We start from the raw sequence: 19,172 nt of genomic DNA on the forward strand, positions 1-19,172 counted from the left end.
TACTTCTTTTTTTTAAATATTTAAAAACCATCACAACCTTCTTCACTCTTCCGTGAGCGCTCATTCTGAAGTTTTTAGCTAAAAATAATCTTATCAGTCTATTACACGTCACGTTTTGACGTTTCAGCGTACTACTTTTGATTATCAGATAACAGAATCAGAAATGAAAAAGACAACCATTTTATCACTAGATGGTGGCGGAATAAGAGGTATTATCACTTGTATCATATTGCGCTACATAGAAGAGCAACTGCAGCAGCACGATCATCCAAAAGCAAGATTGGGCGATTATTTTGATCTGGTTGCCGGCAGCAGCACGGGCGCGCTTATCGCATCGATTATTTTGTGCCCCGACGAAAACAGAAAAGCAAAACATTCTATACAGAAAGGCCTAGAACTGTACGCCGAGAAAGGCGAAGGTATTTTTCAGGTATCTTTTTGGGAAAGACTGGTCAATCCGTATGGGTTGTTTAATGAGAAAATATCGCAGTGTCATTTAGAAAAAAACCTCAGCGATTTTTTTGGGAATTTAGAACTGAAAGAATTTATAAAACCTTGTTTGATTACCAGCTACGACATCGAAAACCGGCGGGCAAAACTTTTCAACTCGTGGAAAGCACAGCGCAATACCGACAATTTTTACGTACGCGATATTTGCAGGGCAACGTCTGCGGCGCCTACCTATTTTAGTCCGGTGCAGATAAAATCAATGTACGGACAGGTATTCAGTTTAATTGATGGCGGAATGTTTGCCAATAATCCGGCACTTTGCGCGTATGCTGAGGCAAGAAAAATTCCGTTTGCAGAGGTTTTAAAAAATGATCAGAAACAAAATTATCCCGATTTTAACGACATGATTATTGTTTCGCTCGGCACAGGAATCGAAGCAAAACCTTACTCATTTAAAAAACTTCAAAAAGCCGGAAAAATAGGCTGGATCAATCCAATCATTGATATTTTGCTTTCTTCTAATGCAGAAACGGTAGATTATCAGCTTCGGCAAATGTATGACACAGTTTGCGAGAAAAATCAGAAAAATTATTACCGCCTGAATCCGTCATTAAAAAATGCGGCACCGGCGATGGATAATGTATCGGCAGCAAATATTAATAATTTGATACAGGCCGGACTGAGCTATATTGATGATCACAAAGAATCATTAAACGAAATTGTACAGAAACTCATTCAGAATAAAATATAATTAAATAAGCTTATATAATAGTTTTATAGTGTGTTTTGATTATAATCCTGTTTGATTCAAATCTTCATTAAAGTACAATTTTGTTTTAATGAAGATTTTTTAACAATACAAAATAAAACACGACACCGTTTGTCGCATTTACCTTTTATATTTGTTTTACAAAAGACCGGTCATGAAAAAGGATTTTTACTTAACACGCTACGCACTCATCATCAAAAAACTGGAAACTGCGCCCGCAACCTATTCGCAGCTGGAAGATTATCTGCTGAGTTCGTTTGAGTTTCAGGATGCCGGCATCAGCAGCTATTCTATCCGTACGTTGCAGCGCGATGTGCGTGAGATTGCAAACCTTTTCAACCTGTCGATTCACAACAAAAAGAAAGGTGACAACCGCTATTATATTGAAAGCCGGCCGATGATGGAAGTCGATGAATACAACCAGAAGCTGCTGGAATCTTTTCAGGTGAGTAACGCGCTTAATGTACATCCGGATTTTGCAGATCTCATCTTTTTTGAAAGCCGGAAACCGACGGGTGTAGAGCATTTTTATGATCTTTTTTTTGCCATCAGAAACCGGAGAATTGTCAGTTTTGAGCATTATAACTACAAAAACAAACTGATGACATCACGGAAAGTACACCCTTTGGCATTGAAAGAATCCAAAGACCGCTGGTATCTTATTTCGGTGGATACCAAAGACAAATCGCTGAAATCTTTCGGACTCGACCGCATCAATTATCTGAATGTAAGCGACAAAAAATTCAGGGAAAAATATAAATATAATTTCCGCGAACATTTTAAAAATGCTTTTGGCGTAATGAATCTCAGTGAGCAGATTCCTGAGAAAATCGTGCTTAAATGTAGCATTCATCAGGGTGAATATATTCGGAGTTTTCCGCTCCACCAGTCGCAAAAAGAAATAAAAGAGACCGTGAATGACATCTTTTTTGAATATTTTCTTCATCCGACGTACGATTTTATGCAGGAAATTTTATCTTTTGGGAAAGAAGCTGTCGTTCTTGAGCCGGAAATTCTGGTACAGAATATCCGCAATCATCTGCAGGAATCGCTGGATCATTACCTTAAAAACTGAAAACACGTTACGTATCAGAATTTTAAGTACATTTACTTTAAACATTTTCCTTTGAAAAAAGTCGCACTTTTTCTGCTTATTATCATTTCTAATTTCTGTTTTGCGCAGCAGACGGAAGAATTCAGGCAGATCAAAAACTATTACAATCAGCACCGGAGTATGCTCGGGAAAGAATTTAAGAAAAAATTTGATGCTGAAAAAAACACCGATTCAAAAAAAATGATTCGTCAGGATTTTCTTCTGTTTATGAGCAAAATGGACAGCATTGAAAACACGGCTTTCGTCGGTGCTCTTTTAAAAGTAAAAAATCTTGAAGATTTAAATAAAATCAAAACAAAAAATGGTTTGACCAGTTTAAACGTCTCAGACGGTGATAAAATCGCGAAATCTGAAAAACCGGCGGAATATCCAGGAGGAATTAATGTTTTACGGAAAGAAATTGAGGATATTTTTTATAATGACGGAGTTAAATCCGGTACAGATCAGGTGAAAACCTCGATTGTTTTTACGGTAGAACGCGACGGAAGCATCAGTGATGTCAATGCGAGTGGAGACAATTTTATTTTTAACCGTCAGGCGGAGATTGCGGTCTATTCTCTATCACAGAAATTTTTGCCAGCGGTGAGTAATGGTGAAACCATCCGTACACGATTCAGGCTTCCGCTTTCATTTTCTAAATAAATCCCACTTTAAATCCCACAAGTAGAATATATTTTTATCTTTGCCAAAAATTAACCGATGAAAAAAATTATTTTGGGAATCTGTTTTTCGTTTCTTGCTTTAAACATCACTGCGCAGGAAACTGAAAAAGAACGCCGCAATGACATTATGATTGATCCGGTGCTTTTGATTGCGGTACCGTCTATCAATATCAGTTACGAAAGACTTTTAAACAAAGACATGGGTGTTGGAATTAATGCTCTCATTACGCTCAATAACTACGATCATGTTCAGCAGTTTAGTCCTTATTTCAGATATTATCTAGGAAGAAAGTTTGCCTCAGGATTTTTCCTGGAAGGTTTTATCCCAATTACAAATAATCCTATCGATCGCTACGAAACTTACTACGATCCTGTATTCAACAATACAGTAAACCGATATGTTGGAGATAAAAAAACTACTACAGTTGGTATTGGTTTTGGTTTTGGAGGAAAATGGGCCATAAAAGACCGTCTGGTTCTTGAAGCAAGTGTCGGAATTGGAAGACGTTTTATGAGCAGCGAGCAAAGCTACGGTGCATCAACTGATCTCACAGGAAAATTCATGGGCGGCGTCGGATATCGTTTTTAAATACATGTAATAATCATTTTAAAGCTTAGTTTTGCACTAAGCTTTTCTTATGTTTACCGACGAATATTTTATGAAAATGGCGCTTCAGGAAGCTGCCGAAGCCTTGGAAAAAGATGAAGTTCCGGTTGGTTGTATCGTAGTTTCAAATAACCGCGTGATCGCCAGATCTCATAATCTGACTGAAACTTTAAACGACGTCACCGCACATGCAGAAATGCAGGCGATTACGTCGGCTGCCAATTTTCTGGGCGGAAAATATCTCCAGAACTGCACTTTGTATGTGACGCTGGAACCTTGTGTGATGTGTGCCGGCGCTTTGGCGTGGTCGCAGATTTCAAAAGTCGTCATTGGCGCGAGAGATGAACAGCGCGGTTTTATCAATAAAAATCTTTCGCTTCACCCGAAAACTGAAATCGCTACAGGAATTCTCGAAAACGACTGTTCGCAGATTGTAAAAGATTTTTTTAAATCTAAAAGGTAAATTATTTTACATCTTCTATGAAAAGATGAAAAGCAGGTTTCAAGGCATTCATCTTTTTCCAGTTTTGCTGTTTTGTTTTCAGTATATTTCCATCAAAATTCAGAGTTAAAAGACTGTCTTTCTTTTGATAAAAGAAATAGACATTCTTTTTTACGCCATTATAATCCTCAAGAATTAATGATTTTCCTGAGCTGTCAGCTGTATAATGAAAATCAGAGAACCGGTCGTTTTCATCCATTAAGATGATATAAGAATCGCGGTGAAAAAAAACATATTTTACAGCTGAGTTTTTATCTAAGCTTTTAAAAGCGCCATGAAGAAAAGGTCTGCGGAAAGTATCATCATTAAAATTGGAAACGTTCAGGTAAGGACGGAAAACTGCCAAAATACAGAGTCCTGTAAATAATGTTTTTAAAGCAACAAAAAAGGGATGTTTCTCTGTTCGGGAAAGGTTTTCTGTCTCCAGTTTTGTACGCTTTTTCAGAATAAAAAAATCATACAGCAGTTGCCATTCGTTCTGAAGTAAAAAAACCGTCATCAGCAGCAATACGAAAGAAAAAAGTTTTACGGAAATATCAAAACCAAGATTCACGGCTAAAACATGGGTAAAAATTCCCACAGAAAAAAGCAAACCGACAGTGCGCGTTCTTTTACATATCAGCAAAAATCCTGTAAGAGTTTCAGTTATTCCCAAAAATACGGAGAACACTGTAGACGTTCCCATCGTGCTCCAGTAAAGAATATCTTTATCTAAATTCCCAAATCTCGTGTACAAAATATTGGGTTCCGGAAGATAAAACTGAGCTTTAAAAATCTTGTCGAAACCATATTTAATAAGAACAAACGCGAGATAAAGCGCTACTATTTCTTTTAGAAAATGCAGAATCTTCTTGTTTTTATCCCGGATCATCAAGGTAAAAATGGCGGACAAAAGCATACAAATCATCATCAATAAAAAGAGAGAAATGCTGTCTGATGAAAAATCAATTCTTACGTTTTCCCGATCATAAATAGAGAGGAACATTTTCGTCAAACCTTCAAAAAGGAATTGCGTTACGACAAACTGAAGGTTTCCAAAGAAATCGAGCGGGACAAATAAGATAATGAGAATAAAAAAGATTCCTGCAAACAGCAAAAATTTACTTTTCATTGCCTTTCCTGTTTCTTTTCCACGTTGCAAAACCGGATAATCCTGAAATCATCAAAATACCAAACAGCAGTGCTTTGGGCGTCTTATCTTTTTCAGGTTTTGAAACTTCTTTATTACCAGATTTTGATTTGATTTTCTGATATTTTTTTGTGGAAGAATCATATTCAACAAAAACAACATCGTCGATATTATTTTTAAAATGATAATCTCTTTTTAATACATTTTTTACGCTGTCGACATTCTTCTTTGAGAACAGCTGATGATTGTAAACGGTTTTCCGGCCAGGTTGCCAGACACTTTCGTTTTCGCCTTCAGGTTTTCTGCGGTCAATACACACGGCGCTTGTCACCAAAATAGTTTCGTGATCATTTATGATAATCACAGAATCGAGTTTTGCGTTTTTAATAATTTCCGTTGGTGCAACACCGAAATTTGATTCGTTTACATTGAAAACATCGTTGTAAACACTCGATTTGAAATGATCAGAATTTCCGCTGTGACTTTTAAATGAGATTAATTTCGTCTGCGACAAGACCGCAACAGACGCAAATATGCAGAGAAAGAGATAATTTTTTTTCATGGATAATTTTTAATATTGATAAAAATCTTTCCATAAAGTTAAATCAAACTTCCTTTCCCAAAAAATAAAGTCCCTTCAATGTATGCAGCCGGTCGGCAACGTGTATTTTCTCGGTGAGCGGTTTGTAAACATGTGAAACGCCGCCCGTTGCGATCACAAAACAGTCGTCTTCCACTTCATCATTTATGCGGTCAATAAAGCCTTCCACCATTCCGAGAAAGCCATAAACCATTCCGCTTTGCATGCAGGTGACCGTATCTAAACCTAAAACAGATTTCGGCTTTACCAGCTCAATTTCCGGAAGCTGAGCCGTCTGACTGATGAGAGAATTGAGAGACGTGATGATTCCCGGCGCGATAATAACACCTAAAGTTTCGCCATCTTCTGCGACGCAACTTGCGGTAAGTGCTGTTCCAAAATCAAGAATAATTTTTTTTCGGTTTGGATATAAATGATGCGCCGCGACAAGATTTGCATAAATATCAGTGCCCATCTGTTTCGATTTCGCCAAAACTCCGGAAGCCGTATTTCGGTCAACAATTACAGGCTGTATACCGTGAATTTTCCTGATCGCCGAACTGATGACCTTCGTAAGTTGCGGAACCACAGAGCCTACAATAATCTGACTGATCTCTTCAGGATTAATTTTATACGTCTGATACAGCATCGACATCTGTACAAAAATCTCGTCTGCGGTGCGGTACGGTTTGGTATTGATCACCCATGAAACGTCGCAGTTATCATTATTGAAAAGCCCGAAGCGGATATTGCTGTTTCCTACATTGATGACGATAGAATTCATTCTTAAAATTTTAAACGAAATTTTTCGTATGATTTAAATCGGTGATGTCTGCGGAATGTTGATTTGCTCTGCAAAATAATCTTCCAACTGTTTCAAAGTTTCCGGGCTGGTTTTGATATCCTGCACCTGAACGCCTTTGTTGACTACGACAATTCTGTTGCAGACTTCAGTGGTATGCGCCAGATCGTGACTCGAAATCAAAAATGTAACGCCGTTCTGCTTTGAAAGTTCTTTAATTAAATTTTTCAGTTTAATCTGAGTAGAAGGATCAAGGTTTGCGAATGGCTCATCCAGAATAATAATTTCAGGATTTCCGACAAGTGCACCTACAATTCCTACTTTTTTCTGATTTCCTTTTGAAAGATCACGCACATACTTCCCGGAGTTGATAATTTCACCATTAAACAGATCATAAAACTGCTTTAAAAATTCATCTACAGACGCTTTATTTTGTCCGCGAAGTTCGCCGATGAAATAAAAGTATTCTTCCGGCGTGAGATAACCGATCAGAAAAGTTTCGTCGATAAAAGCTGCCACTTTATTTTTCCACTGTTCAGATTCGTTTACAATAATGCCGTCGATGCTTACAGAACCTGTTGTTGGCTGTATCAAATCAAGCATCAGGCTGAAAAGCGTGGTTTTTCCGGCGCCGTTATTCCCTACAAGACCAAAGGTTTCTCCACTTGGGATTTCCAGATGTTCAATATTTAAAACGGTTGCGTTGCCGTAGGTTTTCTTTAAGTTTTTTATTGTGATCATAGGTTTGTTTTAATAAAGATAGATTTAGTCTTTTTTGAAAGCTTCCAGCGTAGAGTATTTCTCTGTTTTATACTTTATAATGATAAGATCGAAGATTTTTTCACGTAAAAGAAAGCCGATAAGTCCCATGAATCCTACAGAAATTACCGCTGCCGAAAGCCCGAAAAAATAATTCATCACGTAATACACCGCCATTGGCAGAAGCATTTTGGGTATCATTAAAAGAATAACTTTGAAAGTAAAAGTATTTTTTTGCCCGACTCTTTTCTCTTTTGAATTGAGATCAATCAGATTTTTATTGTAAGCACCGGATAATAATGTAAACTGAGAATTGACACCGATATTATACAACCCGGCAGCGAAAAAGGCAAAATAAACCTCCCAACCAAAATACGCATAAAATAAGGCGATGACAATTGAGATGGCCGTGACGATATTCATCAGCCACCATTTTGCTTTCAGATATTCTCTGTAAGGCACATTTTGGGTCATCATTAAAGGATAATATGCACTGTCGAAAGCGGGAACGCGCTGCCCAAAGGTAAACTGGAAACCTCCCGTAACGAAAAGTCCCATAAACATCATCCCTGCAGGCCCTTTGTAAACATCGCTTACAAACATGATGAGACCGTAAAACAGAAACATGAAACTTCCCATCAGCACGCCTTTCGTCACTTTATTGCGCTTCAGCATTTTGATATCATTATTGATAAAAGTTCCTATCTCGCCGTATTTATTGAGGAAAGCAATATTTTCAGTTTTCCCGATTTCTTTTTTCGCTTCAAGACCTTCGTCGAGATAAAAGCCTTTCCGTATATAGCTATAGGTAATCTTCCAAAGTGCTGCAAACAGAAGAACAGGAATTATCACAAAATAAGGTGCGTCGTAAAAGCTGTAAAAAATACTTTCTGAATATGATAAAACAGGGATAATTTCGTAATAATTCAAGGCAGCAAATGCAGCAGTCAAAATTCCTACACCAACGGCAATATTTTCTTTGTCATTAAATAAAACATTGATAAAATTATTCAGATAAAAAAGTGATGAAACTCCGATAAACCAAGCAAAAATATTTAGGAAACCATAACCGTTAAATGCTAAAATCCCACAAAATGATATCAGAAATATTGAATTAAACCAACTTAAAGGCGTGAGGAATGTTTTAATTAAAGTATAATTTACGACAACTTTCTTAGGAATATTTAAAGTAAGAAACGGTTTTATATTCTGCGTCGGAATCTGCTGAAGCATGTATTTAAAGTAAAGATCTACTACCCATCCTATGATCAGAAAACGTGAAATGACGGTAAGTGGATCGAGCTTCATCTCTTCCTGCACATAAAAATAAGCAACGAAAGACATCATGGCGAGCCAGAAAATAAAGAAGCAAATTCCTACAATTCTTAAAATCTTCATCGCAAGATTAATTCCTACAGAAGATCCGCGAAAAAAACTCTTCCACTCCAGAGTCAAAAACCTTTTAAACATAGTTTACTTTTTTGTATTGGTAAACATAATTAAAAATTTGTTACATTTTTGTCTTGAAATAGTGATTCTTTCGTGAATTGCCCGCCAAAGCAGTTTCAGAATATTTTTGGATAATGACCTTGTAAGAAAGAAAATCACCCAATCAATTCTTTAGCCTGTGCCAACGCAGCCTCTGTAATCCTGCTGCCAGACAGCAATTGCGCGATTTCATTTAATTTTTCCTGATCAGAAAGAACAATAATTTTAGACTGGGTTTTTCCATTCACGTCCTCCTTTACAACTTTATAATTGTTGTTTCCTTTTGCAGCAACCTGCGCAAGATGAGAAATTACGATCAGCTGCATATCAGCAGACATCTCGCGCATCAAATTTCCTATTTCTTCAGCTACTTTACCAGAAACTCCCGTATCAATTTCATCTAAAATCAAAGTCGGAAGCATGTCGCTTTCAGCAATAATTTTCTTCACGGCGAGCATTACACGCGATCTTTCACCACCAGAAATGGCAGTCTGAATAGGTCTTAAAGGAAAACCGGAATTTGCCTGAAACAGAAGCTGGATATTTTCTTTACCGAAAAGATTATATTCATTCGCCAACTGAAGATCAATATCAACTTTTGCTTTTTCAAGCCCTAGTTTTTTTAATAAATCTTCTGCTTTTTTTACGAAAACGGGAATATTTTTTTTGCGGTTTTTAGAAAGTTTTTCTGCCAAAGTCTGCAGTGATTTTTCTTTTTTCTGAATCTGAGATTCTGTATGTGCGATCTGCTGTTCGAGTTCGGCGCTTCCCTGCTGTTCTCCCGCGATCTGGTCACGAATTTCCTTTAAACCCTGTAGATTCTGAACATTATGCTTCAGAAACATCATATTCAGTCGGCTGTCTAGTTGCGAAAGCTTTTGAAGATGCTCAGGATCAATTTCTATATTTTCACTTTCATCTTCAAGCTCGGCGATGATGTCTTTAATTTCCACGAAACTTTCTTCTAAACGTTGATCAAGTTCAGAAAAAGCCTGCGAGACCTCTGCGATTTTTGAAAGTTTATTTTTTGCTTCATTAAAAAAAGAAAGAATCCCTATTTCTTCCTCATGAAAACGCGACAGAATCTGCGCAAGATTTTCAGAAATCATTCCGGCATTTTCCTGCACCGAAAGCTGATTCTGGAGTTCTTCATAATCGATATCATCCAGAGAAAGTTCTTCCAGCTCATTCAGCAAAAACTGTTTGTAATCGCCTTCTTTTGTACTCTCTGAAAGTTGAGTCTGAAGTTTTTTAAGTAAAGTTTTAAAACTTTGAAATTCTGCAAAATTCTGCTGATATTCTTCAATCAACACCTTATTTTCAGACAAACCGTCGATGATTTTAAACTGATATTCCGGTGTGAAAAGATTGGAGGTTTCAAACTGCGAATGAATGTCGATCAGCTGGGAAGAAAGTGTACGAAGCACGTCAAGCGTTACCGGTACATCATTAATAAATGCACGCGACTTTCCGGAAGGCAGAATTTCGCGTCGGATAATTGTCTGATGTTCATAGTCTAAATCATTTTCTATAAAGAATTTTTTAAACTGATTATCCAGCTGAAATTCAGTTTCCACAACGCTTTTTTCTTCAGCTTTGGCAATCGATTTCAGATCGGCGCGCTCACCCAGAATAAGCCGTAAAGCCCCGAGAATAATCGATTTTCCGGCTCCGGTTTCGCCGGTAATTACCTGCAGACCGTTGTGAAGCGAAACGTCGAGCGCATCGATGAGCGCAAAGTTTTTGATGTAAATTCTGGAAAGCATAAAAAGACCGGTTTTGTATTGCAAATATAAATTTTACAATTCAGGAATCGTGCCTTTTAGCGCCATTTATTCCACTTGTTATCGATGTCTTTCGGTGCAAAAACGATCATCAGCTGTTTCAGATCACTAAGGTTGATGCCGCCGTTGTTTCCGCTGTTGAAAATATTAAAAATCTCATCGCTCTTACTGGCGATAAAAAGATTAAAGAAATAATTTTGCTGAAAGCTATTTTCATACGTTTTCAGCTGCATCAGCGCATCAAAAATAATCTTTTTGGCCTGTGTCTGATCCTGATTAAACATACTGTCGAGACCGCCGCGGTGATAGGAATAAATCGTTGAGCGAAGCGTCGTCATATTTGGGTTGAGAATTTCAGCGATCAAAATTGTGCGGCTTCTTGGCTCGTTAATCTGATTCCAGCCTGTATAATTTCTGTTTTGAGAATTCTGGGCAATCTGCTGTGCTTTAGAGAAAAACTGCGTTCCGCCAAGCGATTGAAAGCTGTCTGCATCGTAACCGAGAATCAGATAGACGTAAAAACTGATCACATCGATCAGGTTTTTTCCGCTGAACTGCCTTTCGTTAAAAATAAGATTCTCATTTTCGACATATTCAAAATTAAAACGCTGATCCTGAATATTCAGAAGCGGCGATTCGTATGAAGAACTGTACACAGGTCGCACAGCCTGTACGACGAGTGTTGCTTTAAAATTATTACCGTTCCGCTCACTGAGAACGATGGCGAAGTTGGATTTTATCTTTTCAAAATTCTGAAGCTTTTTACCCGTCCAGCTTGTATTGTTGATAAAATCGCGGAGACTTTTCTCCAAAGCTTTGTATGCCTGTTGATTACTTCCCTGTATCTGCTGAGAATTCACCTGTACAGTAGCCAGAATCTCCTGTGAAAAACCGCTCTGAAAAACGAAAAGCAGCAAAAATAATATAAGTTTTTTATTCATTAGATCTAAAAGATTGAGAACGTGAAAACGTCTTTTTTATTTTAAAATAAGCGTTTCGATCTGGTTTAAAATATCATCTGCGACTTCTTCTTTTGATTTTAAATCAAATTCAAAACGGTCATTTTCAGTAAAAATTCTGATGTGGTTAGTATCTTTCTGAAAACCGGCGCCTTCATCGCGCAGAGAATTCAGCACAATCATATCAAGATTCTTCTTGTGAAGTTTTGCAAGCGCATTTTCTTCTTCATTCTGAGTTTCCAGAGCAAACCCTACCAAAAACTGATGCGTTTTCTTTTCGCCCATGGTTTTCAGAATATCCGGATTTTTTATTAATTCGATAGTCAGCGTTTCATCATTTTTCTTGATTTTTTCCGAAGCAATTTCTTTCGGTGCATAGTCTGCAACGGCTGCGCTGGCAATCGCGATATCTGCATTTTCATAAAACTCAAAAACTTTGCTGTACATTTCTTTTGCCGAAGTCACGCGGTGAAGCTGAATATTTTCATGCTTGGTATTAAGACTGCTCGGCCCAGAAATCAAAGTAACTTCTGCACCACGTTTCGCGGCTTTTTCAGCTAAATAAAAACCCATTTTACCGGAAGAATGATTTCCGATAAACCGTACAGGATCGATCGCCTCATACGTTGGCCCAGCTGTGATTAAAATTTTTTTTCCATGTAAAGATTTTTTATTATCCGTAAAAAAATCTGCAATGGTATTTGAAATCGTTTCTGGCTCGGCCATTCTTCCCTGGCCAACCAGACCGCTCGCCAATTCGCCATTTTCGGCAGGAATCACGATGTGACCGAAATCTTCTGCCAACTCAAGGTTAAGCTTTGTTGAAGGATGCTGATACATATCCAAATCCATAGCCGGCGCGATGAAAACCGGACATTTCGCAGACATATACGTCGCAATCATCAGGTTGTCGCAGATGCCGTGCACCATTTTAGCCAAAGTATTTGACGTACAGGGAGCAAAAATCATTACATCTGCCCAAAGTGCCATTTCCACATGACTGTTCCACGTGCCGTTGTCGCTGTAAAATTCGCTGTAAACAGGGTTTTTAGATAAGGTCGAAAGGCTGAGTTTGGTTACAAAATGCTCAGCATCGGGAGACATGATCACCTGAACGCTGGCACCTTTCTTCACAAAATCGCGGATGAGGAAATGTATTTTGTATGCTGCAATGCCACCGGAAACGGCAATGAGAATATTTTTCCCGGAAAGACTCATGTACACTTTATTTTTGAAGTCACTAAAATACTTAATTTTAGGAACATTAAAATCAGAAAACAGAAAAGGTCACAAAGAAAATTCTCTGCGACCTTTTTTATTTTTTAGAAAACGATATTATTTTCTCTCTTCAGTTTTTCTGAAGTAGATATCATCATCCAACCATTCCTGGATCGCAATAGATGTAGGTTTTGCCATTTTTTCGTAATGTTTAGAGATTTCGATCTGCTCTCTGTTCTCAAATACTTCTTCCAAAGTAGAATTGTGCACCGCAAATTCATCCAGCTTATTGTGAAGCTCAGTGCGGATCTCGGCGTTTATCTGCTCTGCTCTTTTGCCCATGATAACAATAGCTTCATAGATAGAACCTACTTTTTTTTCAATTTTATCTTTATCGTAAGTAATGGTGTTTACTTCTGCTGCTGTATCTTTTACGCTCATTTTCAGAATTTTATTTTAATTATAAGATGGCAAATTTACAAATTATCTTTGGATTTTGAAAGTCGCCGCCGGCGGAGGCGTCACAAGTGTCGCGCTGTCTCTCGCAGCCTGCAAAGCCTGCTTCTCGCTGTCGTCTTGGTTTTTTATTTTTTCTACCGTTTTATCTCGCTCTGCGATACGCTCAGCTTCCCTTTTCTGCTTCGCGCTCAATACTGCAAGTCTCGCTTCATTCTGTTTTTTGGTAACTGCAAAATCCTGTTTTTCTTTTGCAAGTCTTGCCAGAATATTTTCGGCATCTTTCGCATATTCGCTATCAGGAAGTTCTTTCTGTACCTGTTTTGCAAAAGCACTGGCACGCTCAATACGCTCGTCTTTAAGATCATATACTGAGTTTAAAGCCAACTGATATCTTGCCTGCATGATGTAATCGTAGATTTTCGGGCGGAGTTTTGTACTTGGGAAATCTTCCAAAACGTTTTCAAAAGCTACTTCTGTAGATTTGTAATTGGCCATTTTGAAATACTGCTTCGCGTTTTCGAAAGCTTTAATTTCAAGCTTGTAAGAAAGCTCGTCAATCAAAGTATTGATGTTTTTTGAACGCTCAGAATTCGGATAATTGGTAATAAAATCTTGAAGTTCGTTAATCGCTAAAGTGGTACTTGTTTGATCCAGATTATAGTCCATAGATCCTTCATAGTAGCAAAGTGCACCCATATAAGCAGCTTCCTCTGCTCTCGGATCCTTTGAAAAACTTATCGAAAAATTTTTAAATTGGTGTCCTGCCAACTTATAATTTTTGTCATAGTAATTGGCATATGCAGTATTAAATCCAACATTGGGCAGATCATCCGTACCAGCAACTAGATTTAATACTCTCTCATAAAGCACCAAAGCATTTTTCCACTTCTTTTTGGCAAAATTTTCGTTCGCCGCCTTCAGGATAAAGTTTTTATCCGCACTCTTCATCGCTTTATCTTGCTGGCTTGTACAAGCCGTGATCACCGCAACGGAAAAAAGGCCTAATATATATTTCTTCATACTAAAAACTAAACAGTTACCGGAAGTTTCGCCGGTTTATCAATTTGCAAAAATATAACTTTTTTGAGAATAGATTTTTTTTTATGATTATTTAACGAAAATTTACTCCGAAGCGTAGCCTAAAACCGCAAAAACGCTCATCATAATATTAATGCGCACTTTCTTTTCAGCGGCTTTCCCATACGAATCTTCATCTTTATGTGGAACGTAGAGTTTGTAGAAATTTTTATTTCTGATCACAAAAAGCGTTGAACCCAAAATTGTCGTCAGAATATCTTCCGGCGGCGGCGCATACGTGAAAACTCCAGACGTAACACCTTTTTTAATCACATCTTCCAGTTTTCTGGCAAACATCTGGTAAAAATCAAAAAGTTCTTCCTTCAAACTGTCGGTGTAACGCAGTTCCTGGGTAACAAAACCGTGAAAATAATCGTATCTGAAAAGCTGCGTCACAATATATTTAATCATTTCTTTGATCTGCATCTCGGGTTTGCCGTCTTTGATGGTGTCTGCAAATTCAGAAAAATTTTCTCGCGTCCGCAAAACTCGATACTGATAAAGCTGTGTCATCATATTTTCTTTGCTGCCAAAATAGTACGAAATCATGGCAACATTAATCTCCGCTTTGGTACAAATATCGCGCACCGATGTTCCTTCGTAGCCCTTTTGGGCGATCAGTTCTTCGGCGACATTCAGGATGTGAATCTGCTTTTCATTAAACTTTTTCTTCATTCAGAATATTTTTTACAAAATTAAAACTTTCAGCTAAACGTAAACGCTTGTTTAGTTTGATAAAAGAAATTATTAATGTTAAATTTGAACATGTCTTTCTTCGATTTTCATCACCATCATCCAGACCTTTCTTTCGGGATTTACAATCTTCCGCTGCTAGAAAATCTGCCGGAAACAACTTTTTCTGCAGGCATTCATCCTAAAGATATTTCGGAAGAAAATCTTGATCAGCACTTTGATTGGCTTGATTCAGTCGCATCACATAAAAACTGTTTTGCTATTGGCGAATGTGGTTTAGACCAAAACATTTCGGTAAGTTTAAATCTTCAGAATGACATTTTTAAAAGACAGATCAACTTATCAAACGACTTAAAAAAACCAATTATTGTGCACTGCGTGAAAAAATTCTACGAAGTGATCACCATGAAAAAGTTTGCAGACCGACCAATGATCATTCATGGTTTCAACAAAAACCGCAAGGTTGCGGATGATCTTTTGGCGCACAATTTTTACCTGAGTTTTGGCAAAGCAGCGCTGTATAATCTATCTTTGCAGGAGACTTTAAAAAACACACCGCTGGAGAAAATGTTCCTGGAAACCGACGGTAAAGATTTTGACATTACAGATCTTTATGTGAAAACGGCCGAATTGAAAAATATCCCCATGGAAAAACTTTTAAGTCAAATTTCAGAAAATCTACACACGATACAGTATGGATAAATTTTGGTTGGAACGTACCGAACTTCTCATAAAAAACGAAGGCATAAGAGCATTGCAGAATGCAAAAGTTCTCATTGTGGGTCTTGGCGGCGTCGGTTCTTTTGCCGCGGAATTTCTTGCGCGCGCAGGCGTTGGCACGATGACGATTGTAGATGGTGACACGGTAGATATTACAAATATTAACCGACAGCTTCCGGCACTTCATTCGACCGTCGGGAAACATAAAGTGGATTTGGTTTCTGAGCGTTTACTGGATATAAATCCGGAACTGAAACTCACGCCACTCAATGAATTCTTAAGCCCGGAACGAATGACGGAGATTTTAGACGAAACAAAATTCGACTATATTCTTGACTGCATCGACAGCGTTTCGCCAAAAGTAGCTTTGATTATCGCTGCCAAACGCAGAAAAATAAAAATCGTAAGCGCGATGGGTGCAGGTGGAAAACTCGATCCGGCAAAAGTTTTGGTGCGGGATATCAGCAAAACTCAGGAAGATCATCTTGCGAGACAGGTGAGGAAAAGACTGAAAAAAGAAAAAATTGACAAAGGAATCCGCTGTGTTTTCTCAAGTGAAATTCAGGATGAAGAAAGCCTTAAAATGACAGACGGAAGCAATTTTAAGCGTTCATTTTATGGTACTATCAGCTATATCCCGGCAATTTTTGGTCTGTATGCTGCATCTGAAGTCATCAAACATATTATAAAAAAATCGGATGACGAATTTTAAATATCCGAAGGCTGAAAAACTCAAAATGAAAAACCATATTTCCGTTTTATTTGAAAAAGGAAAGTGGAAAAGCGCAGAAAACATCCGCATTATCACACTTAAAGAACCTGCCGATATAGAATTGAAGAACAACGAATTAGGCGTTTCGGTTTCGAAAAAAAACTTTAAAAAAGCCGTTGACAGAAACCGTATCAAAAGACTTCTCCGAGAATGTTACCGATTGAATAAAGATTTGTACAGGCAATCTTTTGGCGAAAAAAATATCGCAATGCTTTTCTGGGCTTCGAAAAAAATGCCTGAGTCATTTCGGGAAGTTGAAGCGCAGTTTCTGCAGCTTTGTCAGGCTCAAAAAAAGAAAGAAAAAAATCCGCAACAGTAAATGTCGCGGATTTTCTTTTTGTATTAATTTTTATTTCGTAAATCTTTAATTTCCTGAATTTTATCTTCGAAATATGATTTCTTGTCAGGATGTTTTTCCGCTAAAATATGGAATGACTTTACCGCTTTCGTATACAGTTTCTGTTCGATATAAAGATTGGCTAAGGTCTCGGTCATCAGATGAGAAATGTCATCATTTTTCTCTTTTACAGTGAAAGTTACCTCATCTTTGAGCTGAGAAATTTTCGGATTATTTTCAATAAAAGACTCAATTACTTTCGTTTTCTGTATTGCTTTTTCTTTGATGATTTCCTCGCTTCGGTCGATCTTCAGCCAGCTTTGCCACGTATTTATAAATCCGGGAACGTTGCTCGCATCGGTTTTCACTTCAGCTTTTGGCGACGGAATTTCAATTTCTTTTTCGGTTTTCTCAGCCTTAGGTTTTCCATCAAATTTAGAAATATCAGATCCGAAAAACGAAACATTCATCACGCCTGGCTGCACATTTTCTGTTGCAGCTTTTTCATCCATCTTTTCTTCCGGTAAATTTTCTTCAGATGTTTCTTCCGCCTTTTTCTCTTCTTTTTGTTCAGGAACGATTTCGACAGTTTTTGTTTCTTCTAACGGTTTTTCAACAGCTTCAATTTCTTCTTTTACCACATTTTCACTTATTGCGGTTTCCGGTTTTTCTCCAACTTTTTTATTCTGATTTAAAAGTGAGTCCGGCAAAGAGGTTTCAAAAGACATCGGTTTCCATCCGGAATCTGAGGTTTCTTCTGAAACTTCCGGCTTCTGTGTTTCTTCTAAAACTTCTTTCTCAGCTTGAATATTTTCAGTTTTTTCGGAAGGATTTCCTTTAATTTCTTCGACAACTTTTGATTCGGGTTTTTGCACTTCAAAATCGTGAGATTCGGAAAAACTTGTCTGGCTGTGATCCTGATCTTCAGTTTCTGCTGGTTTCTCAACAGTTTTTTCCTTCTTTTCAGCTTTTTGTTCAGCCTTTTTCAGCTTCATTCGCTCCTCAACCTGCGCGATCAGACGGCGCATTTCCTCTTCGTGTTTGTTTGTGGAAGATTTTTGCGGTTGTGATTGCGGCGTAGTTTCTTCATTTGCCTGAACCTGAATTTCCGGTAAAAAGTCCGGTGTTGCATGAAAACTCAGTTCGCTTTCATCCAAAATTTTCTCTTCTTCCGGTGTAGATTCTATTTTTTCTTCATCAATAATCGTCTCTGCATTTAACTGAACCGGTTCTTTGAAGTCAGAATTTACAGATTCATTTTTATCTGAAATATTACTTTCTTCTGCGTCTTCAATAATTTCATTAAATATACCTGAACCATTATTAACAGAAATTTCTTCAGCTTTTTCCTCAAAAGAACTCACATTTTCGCTTACATCTTTCTCTGAATTTTCGATCTGAATATTCTCCTCAACTATCGCTTTCGGTGTATTGGTAGTGACAATCACGCCGCTTTCCAAAGTAGATTCGCGGTCGATCACTTCATGATTCGGTTCATTCAGAAAATTTTCTTCGCCTTTGAAAAGAATTCTGTTCCGGTTTAAATCTGCAGAATTTAATTTAGGCTGAGATTCCGATTTTGCAGGTTCCTCAGCTACAATTCCATTATCAATATCAGCAGAATATTCTTTTTCAGAAGCCGTTTCCTTCGGAGCAGAATCTTGCAGATGTTTGGCATCTTCATCATTTTTCTTTTCAGAATTTTCCAGCTGAATATTCTCCTCGACAATCGCTTTCGGCATTTTCTGCGTGACGATTACGCCACTTTCCAGCGTCGATTCCAGATCAATAATATCGTTGTGTTCTTCTTCAAGAAAGTTTTCTTCACCTGGAAATAAAATCCGGTTGCGCTCGCCTTCAACAAATACATGTTTGATTTCAGGTTTCGGAGGAATTAAACCAACTGCTGCTGCTTCATAATCATGCTTTTCAGGCTTTTCTTCTATCTGTTCCGGTTCCGCAACAACTATTTCCGGCTGAATATTTTGATTTTCAGCTTGTTGTTGTGGTTTTAAAAATTTTTCTTGCTGAATTTCCTCTACAGGTTTTTTAGCCTCAATTTTTCCGTTAATTAGCTGATAGAGAATCTTTTTATCCGTCGTGTAAGCCGCCGTGGTCGAAAGTTCTTTCTGATAATTTTCGGGCTCATAAAGATGCACACCAATAAGGTGCAAAGCGCGGATGTTCTGCAGATAAGGGAAAGAATTAATTTCCTCTTTCAGAAGTGATAGATCTTCTGACTGTATATTTTTCGGATTTTTTAATAATTCTAAAACTCTTGCATTCATCAT

General features: G+C 37.8%; 20 protein-coding genes. 8 read left to right on the top strand and 12 right to left on the bottom strand.

Annotated features, from left to right (window positions below):
- The first annotated feature begins 163 nt into the window (after positions 1 to 163).
- The 5 genes from ASG01_RS04280 (at position 164) to ASG01_RS04300 (ending at position 4,065) form a co-directional block, all read left to right on the top strand.
- Positions 164 to 1,201 carry a patatin-like phospholipase family protein gene (locus tag ASG01_RS04280; protein WP_055860374.1) on the top strand — a complete coding sequence of 346 codons (1,038 nt, stop codon included), beginning with the start codon at positions 164 to 166 and terminating at the stop codon, positions 1,199 to 1,201.
- Positions 1,202 to 1,373: 172 nt separating this feature from the next.
- Positions 1,374 to 2,294, top strand: a complete 921-nt coding sequence (locus ASG01_RS04285) for a helix-turn-helix transcriptional regulator (protein ID WP_055860376.1) — start codon at positions 1,374 to 1,376, stop codon at positions 2,292 to 2,294.
- A gap of 51 nt (positions 2,295 to 2,345) precedes the next feature.
- Positions 2,346 to 2,975, top strand: coding sequence for an energy transducer TonB (locus ASG01_RS04290; protein ID WP_238584501.1), 630 nt, complete (start codon positions 2,346 to 2,348; stop codon positions 2,973 to 2,975).
- 57 nt (positions 2,976 to 3,032) lie between these two features.
- On the top strand, positions 3,033 to 3,584 hold the full coding sequence (locus ASG01_RS04295; RefSeq protein ID WP_055860379.1) for a DUF3575 domain-containing protein: 552 nt from the start codon (positions 3,033 to 3,035) through the stop codon (positions 3,582 to 3,584).
- Positions 3,585 to 3,633: 49 nt separating this feature from the next.
- Positions 3,634 to 4,065 (top strand): nucleoside deaminase, encoded by a 432-nt coding sequence (locus ASG01_RS04300; RefSeq protein ID WP_055860382.1) that lies wholly within the window; start codon positions 3,634 to 3,636, stop codon positions 4,063 to 4,065.
- A 1-nt stretch (position 4,066) separates the two neighbouring features.
- Here the strand turns inward: ASG01_RS04300 and ASG01_RS04305 are convergent, their stop codons facing one another.
- From ASG01_RS04305 to ASG01_RS04355, 11 genes are all read right to left on the bottom strand, one after another.
- On the bottom strand, positions 4,067 to 5,215 hold the full coding sequence (locus ASG01_RS04305) for a hypothetical protein (protein WP_055860384.1): 1,149 nt from the start codon (positions 5,213 to 5,215) through the stop codon (positions 4,067 to 4,069).
- Positions 5,205 to 5,795 carry a hypothetical protein gene (locus tag ASG01_RS04310; protein ID WP_055860387.1) on the bottom strand — a complete coding sequence of 197 codons (591 nt, stop codon included), beginning with the start codon at positions 5,793 to 5,795 and terminating at the stop codon, positions 5,205 to 5,207. Before ASG01_RS04310 ends, ASG01_RS04305 begins: the two co-directional genes overlap by 11 nt.
- Positions 5,796 to 5,838: 43 nt before the next feature.
- Positions 5,839 to 6,597: a type III pantothenate kinase gene (locus ASG01_RS04315; RefSeq protein WP_055860389.1), complete on the bottom strand. Its 759-nt coding sequence runs from the start codon at positions 6,595 to 6,597 to the stop codon at positions 5,839 to 5,841.
- A 33-nt stretch (positions 6,598 to 6,630) separates the two neighbouring features.
- Complete coding sequence (locus ASG01_RS04320; RefSeq protein ID WP_055860393.1) at positions 6,631 to 7,356, bottom strand: ABC transporter ATP-binding protein; 726 nt, start codon at positions 7,354 to 7,356, stop codon at positions 6,631 to 6,633.
- A 24-nt stretch (positions 7,357 to 7,380) separates the two neighbouring features.
- Positions 7,381 to 8,844 (bottom strand): DUF5687 family protein, encoded by a 1,464-nt coding sequence (locus ASG01_RS04325; RefSeq protein WP_055860396.1) that lies wholly within the window; start codon positions 8,842 to 8,844, stop codon positions 7,381 to 7,383.
- Positions 8,845 to 8,978: 134 nt separating this feature from the next.
- A complete protein-coding gene (locus ASG01_RS04330; RefSeq protein WP_055860399.1) occupies positions 8,979 to 10,628 on the bottom strand; it encodes a DNA repair protein RecN in 1,650 nt (549 codons plus the stop codon).
- 56 nt (positions 10,629 to 10,684) lie between these two features.
- Positions 10,685 to 11,587: a DUF4835 family protein gene (locus tag ASG01_RS04335; protein ID WP_055860402.1), complete on the bottom strand. Its 903-nt coding sequence runs from the start codon at positions 11,585 to 11,587 to the stop codon at positions 10,685 to 10,687.
- Positions 11,588 to 11,623: 36 nt separating this feature from the next.
- Entirely contained in the window at positions 11,624 to 12,823 is a 1,200-nt protein-coding gene (coaBC, locus tag ASG01_RS04340; protein WP_055860405.1) for a bifunctional phosphopantothenoylcysteine decarboxylase/phosphopantothenate--cysteine ligase CoaBC, read from the bottom strand.
- Between the two features lie 117 nt (positions 12,824 to 12,940).
- Entirely contained in the window at positions 12,941 to 13,264 is a 324-nt protein-coding gene (locus ASG01_RS04345) for a DNA-directed RNA polymerase subunit omega (protein WP_055860408.1), read from the bottom strand.
- 42 nt (positions 13,265 to 13,306) lie between these two features.
- A complete protein-coding gene (locus ASG01_RS04350; protein ID WP_055860411.1) occupies positions 13,307 to 14,302 on the bottom strand; it encodes an outer membrane protein assembly factor BamD in 996 nt (331 codons plus the stop codon).
- 102 nt (positions 14,303 to 14,404) lie between these two features.
- Entirely contained in the window at positions 14,405 to 15,034 is a 630-nt protein-coding gene (locus ASG01_RS04355; protein WP_055860414.1) for a TetR/AcrR family transcriptional regulator, read from the bottom strand.
- A 90-nt stretch (positions 15,035 to 15,124) separates the two neighbouring features.
- Between ASG01_RS04355 and ASG01_RS04360 the strand changes: the two genes are divergently transcribed.
- The 3 genes from ASG01_RS04360 to rnpA are packed head-to-tail and all read left to right on the top strand — an operon-like array spanning position 15,125 to position 16,863.
- Positions 15,125 to 15,754, top strand: coding sequence for a TatD family hydrolase (locus tag ASG01_RS04360; RefSeq protein WP_055860417.1), 630 nt, complete (start codon positions 15,125 to 15,127; stop codon positions 15,752 to 15,754).
- On the top strand, positions 15,747 to 16,484 hold the full coding sequence (locus tag ASG01_RS04365; RefSeq protein WP_055860420.1) for a ThiF family adenylyltransferase: 738 nt from the start codon (positions 15,747 to 15,749) through the stop codon (positions 16,482 to 16,484). Before ASG01_RS04360 ends, ASG01_RS04365 begins: the two co-directional genes overlap by 8 nt.
- Positions 16,471 to 16,863: a ribonuclease P protein component gene (gene rnpA / locus ASG01_RS04370; protein WP_055860423.1), complete on the top strand. Its 393-nt coding sequence runs from the start codon at positions 16,471 to 16,473 to the stop codon at positions 16,861 to 16,863. Before ASG01_RS04365 ends, rnpA begins: the two co-directional genes overlap by 14 nt.
- A gap of 23 nt (positions 16,864 to 16,886) precedes the next feature.
- Here the strand turns inward: rnpA and ASG01_RS04375 are convergent, their stop codons facing one another.
- Entirely contained in the window at positions 16,887 to 19,172 is a 2,286-nt protein-coding gene (locus ASG01_RS04375) for a hypothetical protein (protein ID WP_055860426.1), read from the bottom strand.

Origin of the sequence: Chryseobacterium sp. Leaf180 (assembly GCF_001424585.1) — a bacterium.
Lineage (GTDB): Bacteria > Bacteroidota > Bacteroidia > Flavobacteriales > Weeksellaceae > Chryseobacterium.

Bases quoted from the DNA above. Each gene is read 5' to 3' on its own strand.
- ASG01_RS04375 (WP_055860426.1), bottom strand. From the start codon at position 19,172: ATGATGAATGCAAGAGTTTTAGAATTATTAAAAAATCCGAAAAATATA.
- ASG01_RS04285 (WP_055860376.1), top strand. From the start codon at position 1,374: ATGAAAAAGGATTTTTACTTAACACGCTACGCACTCATCATCAAAAAA.
- ASG01_RS04355 (WP_055860414.1), bottom strand. From the start codon at position 15,034: ATGAAGAAAAAGTTTAATGAAAAGCAGATTCACATCCTGAATGTCGCC.
- ASG01_RS04280 (WP_055860374.1), top strand. From the start codon at position 164: ATGAAAAAGACAACCATTTTATCACTAGATGGTGGCGGAATAAGAGGT.
- ASG01_RS04360 (WP_055860417.1), top strand. From the start codon at position 15,125: ATGTCTTTCTTCGATTTTCATCACCATCATCCAGACCTTTCTTTCGGG.
- ASG01_RS04295 (WP_055860379.1), top strand. From the start codon at position 3,033: ATGAAAAAAATTATTTTGGGAATCTGTTTTTCGTTTCTTGCTTTAAAC.
- ASG01_RS04365 (WP_055860420.1), top strand. From the start codon at position 15,747: ATGGATAAATTTTGGTTGGAACGTACCGAACTTCTCATAAAAAACGAA.
- ASG01_RS04350 (WP_055860411.1), bottom strand. From the start codon at position 14,302: ATGAAGAAATATATATTAGGCCTTTTTTCCGTTGCGGTGATCACGGCT.
- ASG01_RS04325 (WP_055860396.1), bottom strand. From the start codon at position 8,844: ATGTTTAAAAGGTTTTTGACTCTGGAGTGGAAGAGTTTTTTTCGCGGA.
- ASG01_RS04300 (WP_055860382.1), top strand. From the start codon at position 3,634: ATGTTTACCGACGAATATTTTATGAAAATGGCGCTTCAGGAAGCTGCC.
- ASG01_RS04330 (WP_055860399.1), bottom strand. From the start codon at position 10,628: ATGCTTTCCAGAATTTACATCAAAAACTTTGCGCTCATCGATGCGCTC.
- rnpA (WP_055860423.1), top strand. From the start codon at position 16,471: ATGACGAATTTTAAATATCCGAAGGCTGAAAAACTCAAAATGAAAAAC.
- ASG01_RS04310 (WP_055860387.1), bottom strand. From the start codon at position 5,795: ATGAAAAAAAATTATCTCTTTCTCTGCATATTTGCGTCTGTTGCGGTC.
- ASG01_RS04320 (WP_055860393.1), bottom strand. From the start codon at position 7,356: ATGATCACAATAAAAAACTTAAAGAAAACCTACGGCAACGCAACCGTT.
- ASG01_RS04305 (WP_055860384.1), bottom strand. From the start codon at position 5,215: ATGAAAAGTAAATTTTTGCTGTTTGCAGGAATCTTTTTTATTCTCATT.
- ASG01_RS04345 (WP_055860408.1), bottom strand. From the start codon at position 13,264: ATGAGCGTAAAAGATACAGCAGCAGAAGTAAACACCATTACTTACGAT.
- coaBC (WP_055860405.1), bottom strand. From the start codon at position 12,823: ATGAGTCTTTCCGGGAAAAATATTCTCATTGCCGTTTCCGGTGGCATT.
- ASG01_RS04335 (WP_055860402.1), bottom strand. From the start codon at position 11,587: ATGAATAAAAAACTTATATTATTTTTGCTGCTTTTCGTTTTTCAGAGC.
- ASG01_RS04315 (WP_055860389.1), bottom strand. From the start codon at position 6,597: ATGAATTCTATCGTCATCAATGTAGGAAACAGCAATATCCGCTTCGGG.